Annotated in this window: 20 protein-coding genes; 14 read left to right on the top strand and 6 right to left on the bottom strand. The window is 72.5% G+C overall.

All coding sequences use genetic code 11. From position 1 onward, the window contains the following. Positions 1-828, top strand: coding sequence for an ABC transporter permease (locus QF030_RS12890; RefSeq protein WP_307162803.1), 828 nt, complete (start codon positions 1-3; stop codon positions 826-828). Between the two features lie 34 nt (positions 829-862). Next, positions 863-1552, top strand: coding sequence for a DUF2567 domain-containing protein (locus QF030_RS12885; RefSeq protein WP_307162802.1), 690 nt, complete (start codon positions 863-865; stop codon positions 1550-1552). A 103-nt stretch (positions 1553-1655) separates the two neighbouring features. Here the strand turns inward: QF030_RS12885 and ybaK are convergent, their stop codons facing one another. The 4 genes from ybaK to QF030_RS12865 all read right to left on the bottom strand — a co-directional run bounded on the left by ybaK (position 1656) and on the right by QF030_RS12865 (position 5688). Then, a complete protein-coding gene (gene ybaK, locus QF030_RS12880) occupies positions 1656-2162 on the bottom strand; it encodes a Cys-tRNA(Pro) deacylase (RefSeq protein ID WP_307162801.1) in 507 nt (168 codons plus the stop codon). An 8-nt stretch (positions 2163-2170) separates the two neighbouring features. After that, positions 2171-2911 (bottom strand): LON peptidase substrate-binding domain-containing protein, encoded by a 741-nt coding sequence (locus tag QF030_RS12875; RefSeq protein ID WP_307162800.1) that lies wholly within the window; start codon positions 2909-2911, stop codon positions 2171-2173. Positions 2912-2922: 11 nt separating this feature from the next. After that, positions 2923-3969: a hypothetical protein gene (locus tag QF030_RS12870; protein ID WP_307162799.1), complete on the bottom strand. Its 1047-nt coding sequence runs from the start codon at positions 3967-3969 to the stop codon at positions 2923-2925. 126 nt (positions 3970-4095) lie between these two features. Further along, entirely contained in the window at positions 4096-5688 is a 1593-nt protein-coding gene (locus QF030_RS12865; RefSeq protein WP_307162798.1) for an oxidoreductase, read from the bottom strand. Between the two features lie 168 nt (positions 5689-5856). On the opposite strand from QF030_RS12865, the gene hisD reads away from it, so the two are divergent. The 8 genes from hisD to hisF are packed head-to-tail and all read left to right on the top strand — an operon-like array spanning position 5857 to position 11596. After that, the gene (gene hisD, locus QF030_RS12860; RefSeq protein WP_307162797.1) at positions 5857-7182 is read left to right on the top strand and encodes a histidinol dehydrogenase; all 1326 of its coding nucleotides are present in this window, start codon (positions 5857-5859) and stop codon (positions 7180-7182) included. Next, positions 7179-8318, top strand: coding sequence for a histidinol-phosphate transaminase (locus tag QF030_RS12855; RefSeq protein ID WP_307162796.1), 1140 nt, complete (start codon positions 7179-7181; stop codon positions 8316-8318). The genes hisD and QF030_RS12855 overlap by 4 nt, the downstream gene beginning before the upstream one ends. Continuing rightward, positions 8315-8908, top strand: coding sequence for an imidazoleglycerol-phosphate dehydratase HisB (gene hisB / locus QF030_RS12850; protein ID WP_307162795.1), 594 nt, complete (start codon positions 8315-8317; stop codon positions 8906-8908). The genes QF030_RS12855 and hisB overlap by 4 nt, the downstream gene beginning before the upstream one ends. 4 nt (positions 8909-8912) lie before the next feature. After that, positions 8913-9077, top strand: coding sequence for a hypothetical protein (locus QF030_RS12845; protein ID WP_189916770.1), 165 nt, complete (start codon positions 8913-8915; stop codon positions 9075-9077). After that, a complete protein-coding gene (gene hisH / locus QF030_RS12840; protein WP_307162794.1) occupies positions 9068-9727 on the top strand; it encodes an imidazole glycerol phosphate synthase subunit HisH in 660 nt (219 codons plus the stop codon). The genes QF030_RS12845 and hisH overlap by 10 nt, the downstream gene beginning before the upstream one ends. Further along, on the top strand, positions 9724-10449 hold the full coding sequence (priA, locus tag QF030_RS12835) for a bifunctional 1-(5-phosphoribosyl)-5-((5-phosphoribosylamino)methylideneamino)imidazole-4-carboxamide isomerase/phosphoribosylanthranilate isomerase PriA (protein WP_307162793.1): 726 nt from the start codon (positions 9724-9726) through the stop codon (positions 10447-10449). The genes hisH and priA overlap by 4 nt, the downstream gene beginning before the upstream one ends. Then, positions 10446-10844, top strand: a complete 399-nt coding sequence (locus QF030_RS12830; protein WP_307162792.1) for a RidA family protein — start codon at positions 10446-10448, stop codon at positions 10842-10844. The genes priA and QF030_RS12830 overlap by 4 nt, the downstream gene beginning before the upstream one ends. Continuing rightward, complete coding sequence (gene hisF, locus QF030_RS12825) at positions 10841-11596, top strand: imidazole glycerol phosphate synthase subunit HisF (RefSeq protein ID WP_307162791.1); 756 nt, start codon at positions 10841-10843, stop codon at positions 11594-11596. The genes QF030_RS12830 and hisF overlap by 4 nt, the downstream gene beginning before the upstream one ends. Before the next feature lie 2 nt (positions 11597-11598). Here hisF and QF030_RS12820 read toward each other — a convergent pair whose 3' ends face one another. After that, positions 11599-11997: a VOC family protein gene (locus tag QF030_RS12820; RefSeq protein ID WP_307162790.1), complete on the bottom strand. Its 399-nt coding sequence runs from the start codon at positions 11995-11997 to the stop codon at positions 11599-11601. A 22-nt stretch (positions 11998-12019) separates the two neighbouring features. Then, positions 12020-12655, bottom strand: a complete 636-nt coding sequence (locus QF030_RS12815) for a TIGR03085 family metal-binding protein (RefSeq protein ID WP_307162789.1) — start codon at positions 12653-12655, stop codon at positions 12020-12022. An 82-nt stretch (positions 12656-12737) separates the two neighbouring features. On the opposite strand from QF030_RS12815, the gene hisI reads away from it, so the two are divergent. From hisI to QF030_RS12795, 4 genes are all read left to right on the top strand, one after another. Further along, positions 12738-13142, top strand: coding sequence for a phosphoribosyl-AMP cyclohydrolase (gene hisI / locus QF030_RS12810; protein ID WP_307162788.1), 405 nt, complete (start codon positions 12738-12740; stop codon positions 13140-13142). A gap of 11 nt (positions 13143-13153) precedes the next feature. Next, positions 13154-14689, top strand: a complete 1536-nt coding sequence (locus QF030_RS12805; RefSeq protein ID WP_307162787.1) for an anthranilate synthase component I — start codon at positions 13154-13156, stop codon at positions 14687-14689. 36 nt (positions 14690-14725) lie between these two features. Next, positions 14726-15376, top strand: coding sequence for a TIGR02234 family membrane protein (locus QF030_RS12800; protein WP_307162786.1), 651 nt, complete (start codon positions 14726-14728; stop codon positions 15374-15376). 180 nt (positions 15377-15556) lie between these two features. Continuing rightward, positions 15557-15808 carry an HGxxPAAW family protein gene (locus QF030_RS12795; protein ID WP_307162785.1) on the top strand — a complete coding sequence of 84 codons (252 nt, stop codon included), beginning with the start codon at positions 15557-15559 and terminating at the stop codon, positions 15806-15808. Positions 15809-15840 lie beyond the last annotated feature (32 nt).

The raw sequence follows: 15840 nt of genomic DNA, 5'->3' as shown, positions 1-15840 counted from the left end.
GTGAGTGTCGTACCCGCCGAGGTTCTGCCGGGAAGCGCCCGGGCCGTCGTACCGGCGGTGCCCCGCACCACGCCCGCGGAGCTGGCACCCCGCGCGCGGCTGTGGCCGTCGCTGGCGGCCGTCTACCGGGCGCAGCTGTCCCGGGCCCGGGTGGCCCGTATCCCGCTGCTGTTCGTGGCGACCTTCCAGTCGGTCGGCATCCTGATCATGATGCGGGGCGTGGTGGACGGAGGCCGCGAGGCGGAGGCCGTCGTGGCGGGCTCGGCGGTCCTCGTCGTCGCGTTCGTCGCGCTGAACCTGCTCGCCCAGTACTTCGGTCAGCTGCGGGCGAGCGGCGGACTGGACCACTACGCGACCCTTCCGGTGCCGCCGGCGGCCGTGGTGCTCGGGGCGGCGGGGGCGTACGCGTCCTTCACCGTGCCGGGAACCCTGGTGACCGCGGTCTTCGGATGCGTGCTGTTCGGGCTGCCGCTCACCCATCTGTGGGTGCTCGTGGCCGTGATCCCGCTGGCCGGCGCCGCACTGTCCGGACTCGGCGCGGCCTTCGGACTGCTCGCGCCGCGACCGGAGCTGGCCACCCTGCTGGGGCAGCTCGGCATGTCGGCGGCGCTGCTGCTGGGCGTGCTGCCGCCGGACCGCATGCCGGAGGCGGTGCGCCTCACCCGCGATCTGCTGCCGTCGACGTACGGGGTCGAGGCGTTCGCCCGGACCTTCCGGTCCAGTCCCGACTGGGCTTTCGTCCTCGGCGACCTCGCCGTGTGCGCCGGTGTCGGCGTCGTCTCGCTGGCCGTCGCCACCTGGGCGTACCGTCGGGCCGCCGTCCGGTGACGCGCGGCACAGGCGCGCCTGGCACCATGTCAGAGTGACCGCACCGCTGACTCCGCCTCCGCCGCCGCACGAGCCCTCCCCGCACACGGCCTGGCCGCCGTCGCCCGGCGGGTACGCGGGGGTGGCCGCCGCGCCCCATGACGTCGCGTACGGACAGGACGGGCCCGGCATGAAGACCGAACTGCGCGAAGCCGCCGTCATCACGGTGGTGGTCGCGGTCGCCGGGGCGCTGCTCGGGCTGCTGTGGGTGTGGCTGGCGCCGAAGGTGCCGCTCGTCGGCGACCTGGTGGACGACAACTGGGTCGTCTACTTCAAGGACACCGAGGGCGAGCAGGCGATCGGGGTGGACGGGACGTTCACCCTGTTGGCCCTGGCCTGCGGGGCCGTGAGCGCCGTGGCGGTGTTCCTGTGGCGGCGGCGCGGTGGAGTGCCGCTGGTGATCGCCCTCGCCGTCGGCGGGTTCCTCGGTTCGTTGCTGGCGTGGCGGCTGGGCGTGTGGCTGGGGCCCGACTCCGATGTGATCGCGCACGCGCAGTCGGCGGGCAAGGGGGTCGCGTTCTCCGCTCCGCTGAAGCTGGGGGCGAAGGGGGCGTTGCTGGCCTGGTCGTTCGCCGCGGCGCTGGTGCATCTGGGGCTCACGGCGCTGTTCGGGCCCCGGGATCCCGATCCGTATCAGGTGCACGGGGGTGTGCCGAAGGACGGGTACGGGGCGCCGATGGGCTAGGGGCTTTCTCCCGCCCCGCCGGCTCTTCCGGTCCCCGGGGGCGCTGCCCCCGGACCCCCTTTTCGGTCCGGACCGCCTCGTCCTCGAACGCCGGACGGGCTGTCTAGGCGCGGGCGATCGGGGACAGTACCGCCCCGGTGAGGCCTGCCAGGTCCGTCGGGGCGAGTTCGACCTCCAGGCCTCTGCGTCCCGCCGAGACGCAGATCGTCGGGTGTGCCGAGGCCGACGCGTCCAGGACCGTGGGGAGCTTCTTGCGCTGGCCCAGGGGGGAGATGCCGCCCCGGACGTAGCCCGTGGTGCGTTCCGCGAGGGTCGGGTCGGCCATCGCCGCTCGTTTTCCGCCCACCGCCGACGCCAGGGCCTTCAGGTCCAGAGAACCGGCCACCGGGACCACGGCCACCGTCAGGGCGCCGTCCACGTCCGCGACGAGGGTCTTGAAGACCCGGTCGGGGGAGACGCCCATCGCCTCGGCCGCCTCCTCGCCGTAGGACGGGTGGCCGGGATCGTGGTCGTAGGCGTGGACCGTGAACTCCACGCCCGCCGCCGTCAGAGCCACCGTCGCGGGCGTGCCCGCGGACTGCTGCTGTTGCTTCTTCGGCTTCTTCGCCATGCCGACCTTCAGTTGAGACTCGTCGGGCCGCGCGTCAGGTCCGACGCGGGCAGCGAGGGCAGGTTGCGGATGATCGCCGTCTCCGCGCGCAGCAGCTTCAGCTCGTCCCGCAGGCGGGAGGCCGTGTCGGGGGCCTGGAGCAGGCGCTGCTTGGTCGGGGTGTCCAGCATCATCGCCGCCGCCACCAGGTACGACACCACCGAAGGGTCGTCCGGGAGGTCCGCGCCGGTGGTCAGCGAGCGTTCCCGGGCACCCGCCAGGCGCTTCTGGTACTGGCGGAAGGCCCGCAGTACGCCTTCCGCGAGGGCGCCCGCCTCGTCGCCCGGGTCCTCGGGGAGCTCCTGGAGCTCGGCGGTCAGGAACGGGCCCGACGCGTCCACCGACAGCAGCTTCACGCGGGTCGTGCCCGTCGCCAGCACCTCGAAGGTGCCGTCGGCGCGCTCCCGGATGGTCGCCGCGTCGGCCACGCAGCCGACGTCGTGGAACGCCTTGAGCGGGCTCTCGCCGAAGCCGGCCGCGGGGCCGCGCTCGGGTAGTGCGGTCTGGTCGGGCAGGCCGGGGGAGCTGGGGGCCACCTCATGGCCGTCGCGGATGGCCACGACGGCGAACCGGCGCGATTCGTCCTCGGGGGTCTTCAACAGGTCGCGCATCATGGCGCGATAGCGCTCCTCGAAGACGTTGAGCGGGAGCACGAGCCCCGGGAACAACGCCGAGTTCAGAGGGAAGAGCGGCAGACGGACGGTGGTCACGACGCAGAAGCCTAGTGGTCCGTGGAGTGGGCTCGTTCGCCGTGCCCGGTCCCTGGACGCCAGGGCGGCCGTTCGGACGGCCCCGAGCGCACTTCCTCGCGCACCGCCAGGAAGTGGCCGAGCGGATCGTCCGACAACCGGTCCCAGGGGAAGGACGTGGCGTACGGGCCGATCAGACGCAGTTGCGCGAGGGCGTCGTCGTGGCGGTCCAGGCGGACCAGGACGTACGCCAGCACGTTGCGGATCTCGGCCGGCCACGGGTCGACGGACGGGAAACGGGCGGAGAGCGCGATGGCGCGGTCGGCAGCCGCGTCCAGTCGCTCGCGCGGCACCTCGGGCCCGCAGCCGTCGGTCAGGTACGCGAAGGCGGCCCGCGTCGGCAGCGCCTGGACGAGGGAGCCGGCCGGCGCGTCCTGCGCGGCGCGGTCGGCGAAGTCGAAGCACTCCCGGTGGGAGCCGTGCCACGACTCGGCCAGATACCGCTTGGCGGCGACATGGCAGCCGTAGTGGTGGGGGGCGCGGCGGACCGCGGCCGACCACAGTTCGCCGAAGTACTTGTGCCCGGCGCGGGTGCCGCGCGCGTGGTCCAGGGCGATCCGCCACGGCACCGGGTCGCGGACGTCGCTCTGCGCGGCGGCCGTGATCAGCGGGCTCACCTCGCGCAGCAGTTCCGCCCGGGCCGGTGAGCGCCAGGCCCGCTCCACCGCGAGCTGGGCGGCGACGAGCAGCACGTCGGGGTCGCGCGGGGCGGCGGCGCACCACTCCTCGAACCACTCCGAACGGGAGTGCGCGAAGGACGCCAGCCGGGTGACGTACCGGTCGCGGTACTCCCACTCGGCCCGCTCCCGGGTATGGGCCATGAGCTGGGCGGCGGGCGCGTAGGCGCCCAGGCCGGCGGCGACCAGGGCGGGACCGAGCCGGTCGTCGGGCACATCGAGGAGCACCTCGTCGTCGGCGGGGAGCCCGGCGGCGCTGTGGGGGGCGGCGGCGTTCCGTGCCGTCCGGGAAGCCCGGGAGGCGCGGATGAACGGGGGCAGCAGAGCCATGATGTCGCCCATTGAAAAGCCGCGGGTTCAGATTGCGCCAGAGGGTTCGGAGACCTTCACGAAAGTTGTACGTCCTACGGTCAAGGGGCGGCAAAAGGTGATGGCGCCGCCACTGTGCGTGAGCCCGCCGCCGGTCTCTCACCCCCGGCGCAGCAGTCGCGTGGCACCGGCCGCCACCGTCGTCGCCAGGATCCAGCCCAGCAGGATCAGCGCCGCCGACAGCCACTGCCAGCCGCCGTACAGCCGCCACTCGCCGGCCTGGCCGAGGTCGATGACCGGCAGCAGCAGATCGAGGGCGAAGAGGGCGGGATTCCACGGCGGATGCCCGTTCCGGTCGACGGGCGGATGCGCGGCGTGCGCGAAGGCCAGCGAACTCGCCGCCCACAGCACCGTCATCCACACCGCCGCGCGGCCCGGCCGGTACCCGTAGGCGACCGTCCAGTCCTGGACGTAACCCCAGAGCTTCGCGGCCGGCGGCAGGGTCTCACGGCGCCGCCGCTGCTTGGCCAGCAGCACCTCGCGGGCGTCCTCGTCCTCCCCGCCGGCCCGCAGCACGGCGGCCAGCCGCTCGTACGGCTCCGGGGCGTACTCGGCGGTCGCCGCGGCCACCCAGCCCAGCCGCTCGGCCAGCGGGAACGGACCCTGCGGCACCAGGTTCTCGTACGCGAAGCCGCCCATGTGCACACTGCCGGGGCCCGGCCACGCGCTCGCCCGGTCCACCAGGTTGATCACCCGGGCACCCGACAGCACCACCTTGCCGCGCGGCGGCCGCTCCCCGAGGAAGCGCAGCTCGGGCGTCTGCACCCGGCGCAGTGACAGCTCCTGGTCCTCCGTGAACACGAACCGGGCCCGCTCCAGGTCGACCGCGTCCCCGAACCGCCCGTCGTCCAGCCGCACCCCGCCCCGGCACTCGAAGCGCTGGATGCGGGTCCCGCGCGCGGGCGTCGTGCCGCTCAGCGCCTGGCCGCCGACGCCGGCCGGGGTCAGGTACAGCGAGCGCTCCACCGTCAGCTGGGGCGCGTTCAGGGCGAGCCGCGTGTACGGGTTGGACAGCCGCGCCCCGCGCAGGCTCAGCGACACGCCGATCTTGGCGCTGCGCAGGCTCAGCTCACCGTGCGATTCGAGCAGCTCGGCCTGGAGGTCCTGGCCGACCGTCATGCCGTCGGCGGCGATCGAGCGGCCGCTGCGGTCGCGGTGGACGATCGCCTGGTTGAGCAGCAGGTCCGTGCCGATGTGCGCGTCGGTGAGCCGGACGCCGTTGTGGAAGCGGCAGCGGGGCAGGTGCAGATCGCCCTCGGTGTGCAGCCGGGCCGCCTCCAGGCGCGGCACCGAGCAGTCGACCATCCGCACGGTGGTGAACCGCGCCTCCGGCAGCAGCACTTCCCGCTCGAACCGGCAGCGCTTCATCTCCAGGTACGGCACCACCGTGCCGCCCGCGAGGTCCAGGGTGCCGCTGATCTGCACGCCCGCCAGTTTCAGCGAGGCGACGCGGCCGGCCAGCGCGGGCGGTCCGTCCAGCAGCAGCCAGGCGACGATCCGCGCCCGCACGGTCCGCGACGCACCCCACGGATGCCCGCCGTGCGGGTCGTCGACGACCGTGTCCCCGCTGCTCAGGTCGTACACGCTGCCGTTGCGGAAGGCCTGCCACATGCCGGCCTCGGCCGCGGTCAGGTCGTCCGGCAGATCGCCCGGATCGTCGTCTCCCGCACGGATCGCCGCCCCCTCGGTCACCCTCGGCACCTCCTCCGTCACTCACGGCTTTCGCACAGCCGTTCAATGCCCGGTGGGCGGCCGCTCGAACGCCGGGCCCGAAGGTGATCTTCCGGATTCGGCCAGGTTCTGTATCAGCCATTGATACGCGCGGACGACGCCCGATCCCGGTCTGAGAGAATTGACGACGTGATCTCCCGAATCGATCTGCGCGGCGACGCCCTCCCCGAGGGTCCCGCCCTGCGCGACCTGCTGCCCCGAGCCGACTTCGACGTCTCGGCCGCCCTCGAGAAGGTGCGTCCGATCTGCGAGGCCGTGCATCATCGGGGCGACGCGGCGCTGATCGACTTCGCCGAGAGGTTCGACGGGGTGCGGCTGGAGTCCGTACGCGTGCCGGCGCACGCCCTCGCCGACGCGCTCGAGCGGCTCGACCCGGCCGTCCGCGCGGCTCTGGAGGAGTCCATCCGCCGCGCCCGTCTCGTCCACCGCGAGCAGCGCCGCACGACCCACACGACCCAGGTCGTGCCCGGCGGCAGCGTGACCGAGAAGTGGGTACCGGTCGACCGCGTCGGGCTGTACGCGCCCGGCGGCCGGTCCGTCTACCCGTCCTCCGTGATCATGAACGTGGTGCCCGCCCAGGAGGCCGGTGTCGAGTCGATCGCCCTCGCCTCCCCGGCGCAGGCCGAGTTCGACGGCCTTCCGCACCCGACGATCCTCGCCGCCTGCGCCCTGCTCGGCGTCGACGAGGTCTACGCGGCCGGTGGCGCGACCGCCGTCGCGATGTTCGCGTACGGCACCGAGTCCTGCCCGCCCGCCGACATGGTCACCGGCCCCGGCAACATCTGGGTCGCCGCAGCCAAGCGCTACTTCGCCGGCAAGATCGGCATCGACGCGGAGGCCGGTCCGACCGAGATCGCGGTCCTCGCCGACGACAGCGCCGATCCGGCGCACGTCGCCGCCGACCTGATCAGCCAGGCCGAGCACGATCCGCTGGCCGCCGCCGTCCTGGTGACCGACTCCGTCGAGCTGGCGGACGCGGTCGCGAAGGAGCTGGAGCCGCAGGTCGCGGCCACCAAGCACGTCGAGGACCGGATCGTCCCGGCGCTCGCCGGCCGGCAGTCGGCGATCGTGCTGGTCGACGGCGTCGAAGAGGGCCTGCGCGTGGTCGACGCGTACGGCGCCGAGCACCTGGAGATCCAGACGGCCGACGCCGCCGCCGTGGCCGACCGGGTGAGGAACGCGGGCGCGATCTTCGTCGGCCCCTGGGCCCCGGTGTCGCTGGGCGACTACGCGGCCGGGTCCAATCACGTGCTGCCGACGGGCGGCTGCGCCTGCCACTCCTCCGGGCTGTCCGTGCAGTCCTTCCTGCGGGGCATCCACATCGTCGACTACACGCGGGACGCGCTGGCCGAGGTCGCCCACCACGTGGTGACGCTGGCGGAGGCGGAGGACCTGCCCGCGCACGGCGCGGCGATCAAGGCGCGGTTCGGGTGGAAGGTACCGGCGAGCAAGTGAACCTCGGAATCGACGATCTCCCCGTACGGGACGAGCTGCGCGGCAAGTCCCCCTATGGCGCGCCCCAGCTGGACGTCCCCGTACGGCTGAACACCAACGAGAACCCCTACCCGCTGCCCGAGGCGCTCGTCGAGCGGATCGCGGAGCGGGTGCGCGAGGCGGCCCGGGACCTCAACCGCTACCCGGACCGGGACGCCGTCGAGCTGCGCACGCAGCTCGCGCGGTACCTGACGGACACCTCCGGGTACACCGTCGGCCGGGCGAACGTGTGGGCCGCCAACGGCTCCAACGAGGTCATCCAGCAGCTGCTCCAGACCTTCGGCGGACCGGGCCGTACCGCGATCGGGTTCGAGCCGTCCTACTCGATGCACGGGCTGATCGCGCGCGGCACCGGAACCGGCTGGATCTCCGGTCCGCGGCGCGAGGACTTCACCATCGACCTGGCCGCCGCCGAGCAGGCCGTCGCCGAGCACCGGCCGGACGTCGTCTTCATCACCACCCCCAACAACCCCACCGGCACCGCGGTCCCGGCCGAGACGGTCCTCGCGCTGTACGAGGCCGCGCAGAGCGCCAAGCCGTCGATGGTCGTCGTGGACGAGGCGTACATCGAGTTCAGCCACGGCTACTCCCTGCTGCCGCTGCTCGAAGGCCGGCCGCATCTCGTCGTCTCGCGCACCATGTCCAAGGCCTTCGGGGCGGCCGGTCTGCGCCTCGGCTACCTCGCCGCGCACCCGGCGGTCGTCGACGCCGTCCAGCTCGTCCGGCTGCCGTACCACCTGTCGGCCGTCACCCAGGCGACCGCGCTGGCCGCCCTGGAACACACCGACACGCTGCTGAAGTACGTCGAGCAGCTCAAGTCGGAGCGGGACCGGCTGGTGCGCGAGCTGCTCGCGATCGGCTACGAGGTCACGGCGTCCGACGCCAACTTCGTGCAGTTCGGACGGTTCGAGGACGCCCACACGGTCTGGCGGCAGATCCTCGACCGGGGCGTCCTGGTCCGGGACAACGGCGTGCCCGGCTGGCTGCGCGTCACCGCCGGGACCCCCGAAGAGAACGACGCGTTCCTCGACGCGGTCCGTGAGTTGAAGTGTCTTGTGGGGGGCACCCCCACGCCCCCGAAGGAGCAGAGCGCATGAGCCGCGTAGGACGTACAGAGCGCACGACGAAGGAGACGTCGGTCCTCGTCGAGATCAACCTCGACGGCACCGGCAAGGTCGACGTGTCGACCGGTGTCGGCTTCTACGACCACATGCTGGACCAGCTCGGCCGGCACGGTCTGTTCGACCTGACCGTGAAGACCGACGGCGACCTGCACATCGACTCGCACCACACCATCGAGGACACCGCCCTCGCGCTCGGCGCCGCCTTCAGGCAGGCCCTCGGCGACAAGGTCGGCATCTACCGCTTCGGCAACTGCACGGTCCCGCTGGACGAGTCCCTCGCCCAGGTCACCGTCGACCTCTCCGGCCGGCCCTACCTCGTGCACACCGAGCCCGAGAAGATGGCGCCGATGATCGGCGAGTACGACACCACGATGACCCGGCACATCCTGGAGTCCTTCGTCGCCCAGGCGCAGATCGCGCTGCACGTGCACGTGCCCTACGGGCGCAACGCGCACCACATCGTGGAGTGCCAGTTCAAGGCGCTGGCCCGGGCCCTGCGCTACGCCTCCGAGCGCGACCCGCGCGCCGAGGGCATCCTCCCCTCCACGAAGGGCGCCCTGTAAAGCCATGAGCGGACTGTCGACCGTCCTGATCGTCGTCGGCCTCTTCCTGGCCGGCGGCATCTACTCCTTCGTCAAACAGCAGATGCCCAAGAGCCTGATCGTGCTGCTCTCGATCGGCGCCGCGATGTGTCTCCTCGCCGGCGTCGTGCGGCTGGAGGTGTGGAATTGAGCACCGTTTCGAAAAGCCCGAAGAAGGTCGTCGTCTTCGACTACGGCTTCGGCAACGTCCGCTCCGCCGAGCGTGCCCTCGCGCGCACCGGGGCCGACGTGGAGATCACGCGTGACTTCGACGCGGCCATGAACGCCGACGGGCTGCTGGTGCCGGGCGTCGGCGCCTTCGCCGCCTGCATGCGAGGCCTGAAGGAGGCCCGCGGCGACTGGATCATCGGCCGCAGGCTGTCCGGCGGGCGCCCGGTGATGGGCATCTGCGTCGGCATGCAGATCCTGTTCGCCCGCGGCATCGAGCACGGTGTGGAGACCGAGGGCCTCGACGAGTGGCCCGGCGCGGTGGAGCCGCTCCAGGCCGAGATCGTGCCGCACATGGGCTGGAACACCGTCGACGCCCCGGCCGGTTCCGAGCTGTTCGCCGGACTGGACGCGGACGCGCGCTTCTACTTCGTGCACTCCTACGCCGTCCAGGACTGGTCGCTCGACGTGCACAACCCGGTGATGCGCGCTCCCAAGGTGGCCTGGTCGACGCACGGCAGCCCGTTCGTGGCCGCCGTGGAGAACGGCGCCCTGTGGGCCACGCAGTTCCACCCCGAGAAGTCCGGCGACGCCGGAGCCCAGCTCCTCACCAACTGGATCGGAACACTGTGAGCAAGCTCGAACTCCTCCCCGCCGTCGACGTCCGCGACGGCCAGGCCGTCCGCCTCGTGCACGGCGAGTCGGGCACCGAGACCTCCTACGGCTCCCCGCTCGAGGCCGCCCTCGCCTGGCAGCGCTCGGGCGCCGAATGGCTGCACCTGGTCGACCTGGACGCCGCGTTCGGCACCGGCGACAACCGGGCCCTGATCGCCGAGGTGGCCAGGGCCATGGACATCAAGGTGGAGCTGTCCGGCGGCATCCGCGACGACGACACCCTCGCCGCCGCCCTCGCCACCGGCTGCACCCGGGTGAACCTGGGCACGGCCGCCCTGGAGACCCCCGAATGGGTCGCCGAGGTCATCGCCGAGCACGGCGACAAGATCGCGGTCGGCCTGGACGTACGGGGCACGACCCTGCGCGGCCGCGGCTGGACCCGCGACGGCGGCGACCTCTACGAGACGCTGGCGCGGCTCGACAAGGAGGGCTGCGCGCGCTACGTCGTCACCGACATCGCCAAGGACGGCACCCTCCAGGGCCCGAACCTCGAGCTGCTCAAGAACGTGTGCGCCGTGACGGACCGGCCGGTCGTGGCGTCGGGCGGCGTGTCCTCCCTCGACGACCTGCGGGCCATCGCCGAGCTGGTGCCGCTCGGCGTCGAGGGCTCCATCGTCGGCAAGGCCCTGTACGCCGAGGCGTTCACCCTGGAAGAGGCTCTGGAGGCGGTCGCCCAGTGAGCGATGTCCGACGCGTCACCACAGGCGCGCCCTGGGAGGAGACCTTCGGGTACTCCCGCGCGGTGGAGCTGCCGAACGGCCTGGTGCTGGTCTCCGGGTGCACCTCGATCGTGGACGGCGAGATCGCCGGCGGCGGTCCGTACGAGCAGACGGTCAACGCCTTCACCGTCGCGTTCGCGGCGCTGGAGCAGCTTGGCCTCGGGCGCGACGACGTGGTGCGCACCCGCATGTACCTCACCCACGCGCGGGACGTGGACGACGTCGGACGCGCCCACAAGGAGCTGTTCGACTCCGTCCGGCCCGCCGCGTCCATGCTCATCGTCTCCGGCCTCGTGGACCCCAGCCTGGTCGTCGAGGTCGAGGTGGAGGCCTATCGGGGAGGGGCGCCCGCATGACCCTGGCCGTACGAGTCATCCCCTGCCTGGACGTGGACAACGGCCGGGTCGTCAAGGGCGTCAACTTCCAGAACCTGCGCGACGCGGGCGACCCCGTCGAGATGGCCAAGGTCTACGACGCCGAGGGCGCCGACGAGCTGACGTTCCTGGACATCACCGCCTCGTCGGGCAACCGCGAGACGACCTACGACGTGGTGCGCCGCACCGCCGAACAGGTCTTCATCCCGCTGACCGTCGGCGGCGGGGTACGCACCCCCGAGGACGTCGACAAGCTGCTGCGGGCCGGCGCGGACAAGGTGGGCGTCAACACGGCCGCCATCGCCCGCCCCGAACTGATCAAGGAGATCGCCGAGCGGTTCGGCAGCCAGGTGCTCGTCCTCTCGGTGGACGCCCGGCGGGCTCCCTCGGGGACCTTCGAGGTGACGACCCACGGCGGCCGTCGGGGCACCGGCATCGACGCCGTCGAATGGGCGCACCGCGCGGCCGAGCTGGGCGCGGGCGAGATCCTGCTCAACTCGATGGACGCGGACGGCACCAAGGACGGCTACGACCTGGAGATGATCGCCGCCGTCCGCAAGCACGTGTCGGTCCCGGTGATCGCCTCGGGCGGCGCCGGCCGGCTCGCCGACTTCCCGCCGGCCGTCGAGGCGGGCGCGGACGCGGTGCTCGCCGCGTCCGTGTTCCACTTCGGCGACCTGCGGATCGGCCAGGTCAAGGACGCGCTGCGGGAGACCGGGCACCCCGTGCGCTGAGCTCACCCCTTCGGTTGAGTCAGCTGCACGAAGTTGCCCACCGTGTCGTCCAGGACGGCCGCGACGACCGGACCCTGGTCCTGCGGGGGATGGGTGAAACGCACACCCAGCCCCCGCAGCCGCTCGTACTCCGCGTCGAGGTCGTCGACCGAGAAGACGATGCACGGCAGCCCCGCCTCCCGCAGGGCCGCCCGGTACGGCTCCGCGATGGGGCCGCGGCCGGGCTCCAGCAGGAGCTGAAGATCCCGCTGGGCCCCTTCCGCCGCGCCCACGGTGACGAAGAGCGTGCCCTCGCCGAGGTCCATGTGCGTCCGCGTCTCGAACCCCAGGACCTCGGTGTAGAACGCGTGGGCCTTCGTGACGTCGTCGACGTACACGCTCGTCATGGCGACCTTGATCATGTGCGGTCCTCTCAGATCCCGGTCAGATCCCGAGCTGCTTGCCGCCGTGCAGCCGGGCGATCGCTTCCTTCTCGCCGTCCAGCTCCACCTCGGCGGCGCTCCGCCGGCCGTACAGGAACAGCAGCAGCTCGGACGGCTCCCCGGTGGCCGTCACGACCGGCGTGCCCCGGTTGGCGACCGCCGTACGGCCGTCCGGGCGCCGCAGCACCAGTCCGGTCGGGGCGCCGCGGCCCGTGAGACGCGCCGTGCGCTCCAGGCGGGACCACAGGGCGTCCTGGAAGACCGGGTCGAGCGCGCGCGGCGTCCAGTCCGGCCGGGCCCGCCGGACGTCCTCGGTGTGGACGTAGAACTCGATCGTGTTGGACGCCTCGTCGAGCTGCTTGAGCTGGAAGGGCGAGAAGCGCGGCGGACCGGTGCGGATCAGCTGGATGAGCTCCTCGTACGGCTTGGCGGCGAACTCCTCCATCACCTTGTCCAGGCGGGACGCGAGCTGCTTGATCAGGATGCCCCCGGCGGCGTCCGGGCGGCGCTCGCGCACCACCACGTGCGCCGCCAGGTCCCGGGTCTGCCATCCCTCGCAGAGGGTCGGGGCCTCGGGACCCGCCGTTTCCAAGAGGTCGGCGAGAAGGAGCCGTTCACGCTTGGCGAAAGTCGACATGCAGTCAGCCTACGGCCGCGTGGAGGGTCCGCCCAGTGGACACGGGCCGTCACTGTCAGTGCTGCGCGGCACAATGGCAGACATGACCAGCACGCCCCTGCACAGCAGTCTCGACCCCGCGATCGCCGCGCGCCTCAAGCGCAGCGCCGACGGGCTCGTCCCCGCCATCGCCCAGCAGTACGACACCGGTGAGGTGCTCATGCTCGGCTGGATGGACGACGAGGCACTGCACCGCACCCTCACCACCGGCCGCTGCACCTACTGGTCGCGCAGCCGCCGGGAGTACTGGGTCAAGGGCGACACCTCCGGCCACTTCCAGTGGGTCAGGTCCGTGGCCCTCGACTGCGACGCCGACACCGTGCTCGTCAAGGTCGACCAGGTGGGCGCCGCCTGCCACACCGGCGCGCGCACCTGCTTCGACGCCGACGTACTGACCGTCGCACCGGCCGAGGACGCCGATTCCGGCGCACCCGCCACGGATCAGTAAGGTCAGCCACCATGGACCTCGAGACGTTCCGCAAGCTGGCCACCGATCGCCGCGTCGTTCCGGTCACCCGCAAGCTCCTCGCCGACGGCGACACCCCGGTCGCGCTCTACCGCAAGCTCGCCGCCGAGCGCACCGGCACCTTCCTGCTGGAGTCCGCGGAGAACGGCCGTTCGTGGTCCAGGTACTCCTTCGTGGGCGTCCGCAGCGCCGCCACGCTCACCGCGCGCGAAGGCCAGGCCCACTGGCTCGGCACCCCGCCCGTGGGCGTCCCGCGGGACGGCGACCCGCTCGCCGCCCTGCGCGCCACCATCGAGACGCTCCACACCCCGCACGAAGAGGGCCTGCCGCCCTTCACCGGCGGCATGGTCGGCTACCTCGGCTACGACATCGTGCGCCGTCTGGAGAAGATCGGCCCCGGTGACCGCGACGACCTGCGGCTGCCGGAGCTGACCATGCTCCTGACCAGCGACCTCGCCGTCATGGACCACTGGGAGGGCTCCGTTCTGTTGATCGCCAACGCGATCAACCACAACGACCTCGACACGGGCGTCGACGAGGCCTACACGGACGCGGTGGCCCGGCTGGACGCCATGGAGGCCGACCTCTCCCGTCCGGTGGCCCAGCCCCCGGCCGTCCTCCCGCCCTCCGAACTCCCCGAGTTCAGCGCCCTGTGGGGCGGCCCCGACTTCCGAGGGGCGGTCGAGGACATCAAGGAGCGCATCCGCGCGGGCGAGGCCTTCCAGGTCGTTCCCTCACAGCGCTTCGAGACGGCGTGCACGGCGAGCGCGCTGGACGTCTACCGGGTGCTCCGGGCGACGAACCCCTCCCCGTACATGTACCTGTTCCGCTTCGACGGCTTCGACGTCGTGGGCTCCTCCCCGGAAGCCCTCGTCAAGGTCGAGGACGGGCACGCCATGGTCCACCCCATCGCCGGCACCCGGCACCGAGGGGCCACCCCGCAGGAGGACCAGGCCCTCGCCGACGAACTGCTCGCCGACCCCAAGGAGCGGGCCGAGCACCTGATGCTCGTCGACCTCGGCCGCAACGACCTGGGCCGGGTCTGCGAACCCGGCTCGGTCGAGGTCGTCGACTTCATGTCCGTCGAGCGGTACTCGCACGTGATGCACATCGTCTCGACGGTCACCGGGAAGGTCGCGGCGGGGCGCACCGCCTTCGACGTCCTCACCGCCTGCTTCCCCGCCGGCACCCTCTCCGGCGCCCCCAAGCCGCGCGCCATGCAGATCATCGACGAACTGGAGCCGTCCCGGCGGGGCCTGTACGGCGGCTGCGTGGGCTATCTGGACTTCGCGGGCGACTCCGACACCGCCATCGCCATCCGTACGGCTCTCCTGCGCGACGGCACCGCCTACGTCCAGGCCGGCGCGGGCATCGTCGCCGACTCCGACCCGGTCGCCGAGGACCAGGAGTGCCGCAACAAGGCGGCGGCGGTCCTGCGAGCCGTCCACACCGCCAACCGGTTGGCTCCCCAGGGCTCTTCCGGACAGCCGGCCGGGGCACGTTCCGAAGATAGGACGCGTCTCACGTGAACCCCGGGTGACGGTTCGCCCGGGGTTCAGGCGATAGTGGAGTACGTGACTGCTGTTCCGCATCCCCGCTCCGAAGCCGCCGCCCCCGCCGGGGCCGGCCGCCGAAGCCTCGCGCTCGCCCTGCTGTTCGGCGCGCTGGGCTCGGCCGTGACGCTGTTGTCCACCCGGCAGCGCTGGTCGGAGGGCACGGCCACGGTGGCCGGCGGCGCCTTCCCGCTGACCGCCAAGGGCAGCGACGTCACGGGCGTGCCCGCGGCGCTCGCCATAGCGGCCCTCGCCGCGCTCGTCGCCGTCTTCGCCGTCCGCCGGGCCGGCCGCTTCGCGGTCTCCGCGCTGCTCGCCCTCTCCGGCGCCGGCATCATGGCCGCCGCCCTGCTCGGGGCCTCGGACGGCTCGGCGCTCGACGAGCAGGCCGCCCGCGCCTCCGGCGACACCTCGGCGACCGTCGCCTCCTTCACCCACACCGCCTGGCCCTACGCCGCGGCGGTGGGCGGCGCCCTGATCCTGTTGGCCGGCCTGCTCGCCGTCTGCTACGGCCGCCGGTGGCCCGCGATGTCGGGCCGCTACGAACGCGACGGCACCCCGCGCCCCCGGCGCACGGCCAAGCCCGTCGACCCGGACCGGCCCGAGGACATCTGGAAGGCCCTGGACCGGGGCGAGGACCCGACGGGCGCGGATCCCGCCTGAAACACCGCGCGCGGAGCCCGCGGACCAGGTCCGGGTCCACGTCCGGTCGCGAGTTTCCCGATGTGGTGAATCAGACGCGATCGGAAGCCACCCCCGCGTCCGCGGCGCGCGCGGGTACGGGACAATGGACGACGAGCGTCCGGCTCGGACGGACACAGAGACAGCAATGAGGAGCAAGTCATGGCGGGCAGCAGCCACGGACACACCCCGGCCGCCTGGACCGGTGTCACCATCGTCTTCATCGGGTTCATCGTCGCGGGCGCGTTCATGGTGATGGCCGAGCCGCTCGGCTTCTGGGCCGGCATGGTGATCGTGGCTCTCGGTGGTGTCGTCGGCGGCATCATGCGCGCGATGGGCCTCGGCATGCCGAAGGACGCCCACCCGGTGCACCAGGTGACGACCACCCGCGAGCCGGCGGGCGCCGAAGCCTGAGCCCCCGTAGGACGGCGGCAGGACTTCCGCAG

Origin of the sequence: Streptomyces rishiriensis (assembly GCF_030815485.1) — a bacterium.
GTDB classification, from domain to species: Bacteria; Actinomycetota; Actinomycetes; order Streptomycetales; family Streptomycetaceae; genus Streptomyces; species Streptomyces rishiriensis_A.
Note: the sequence above shows the minus strand (reverse complement) of the source record. Positions and strands in the feature narration are given on the sequence as shown.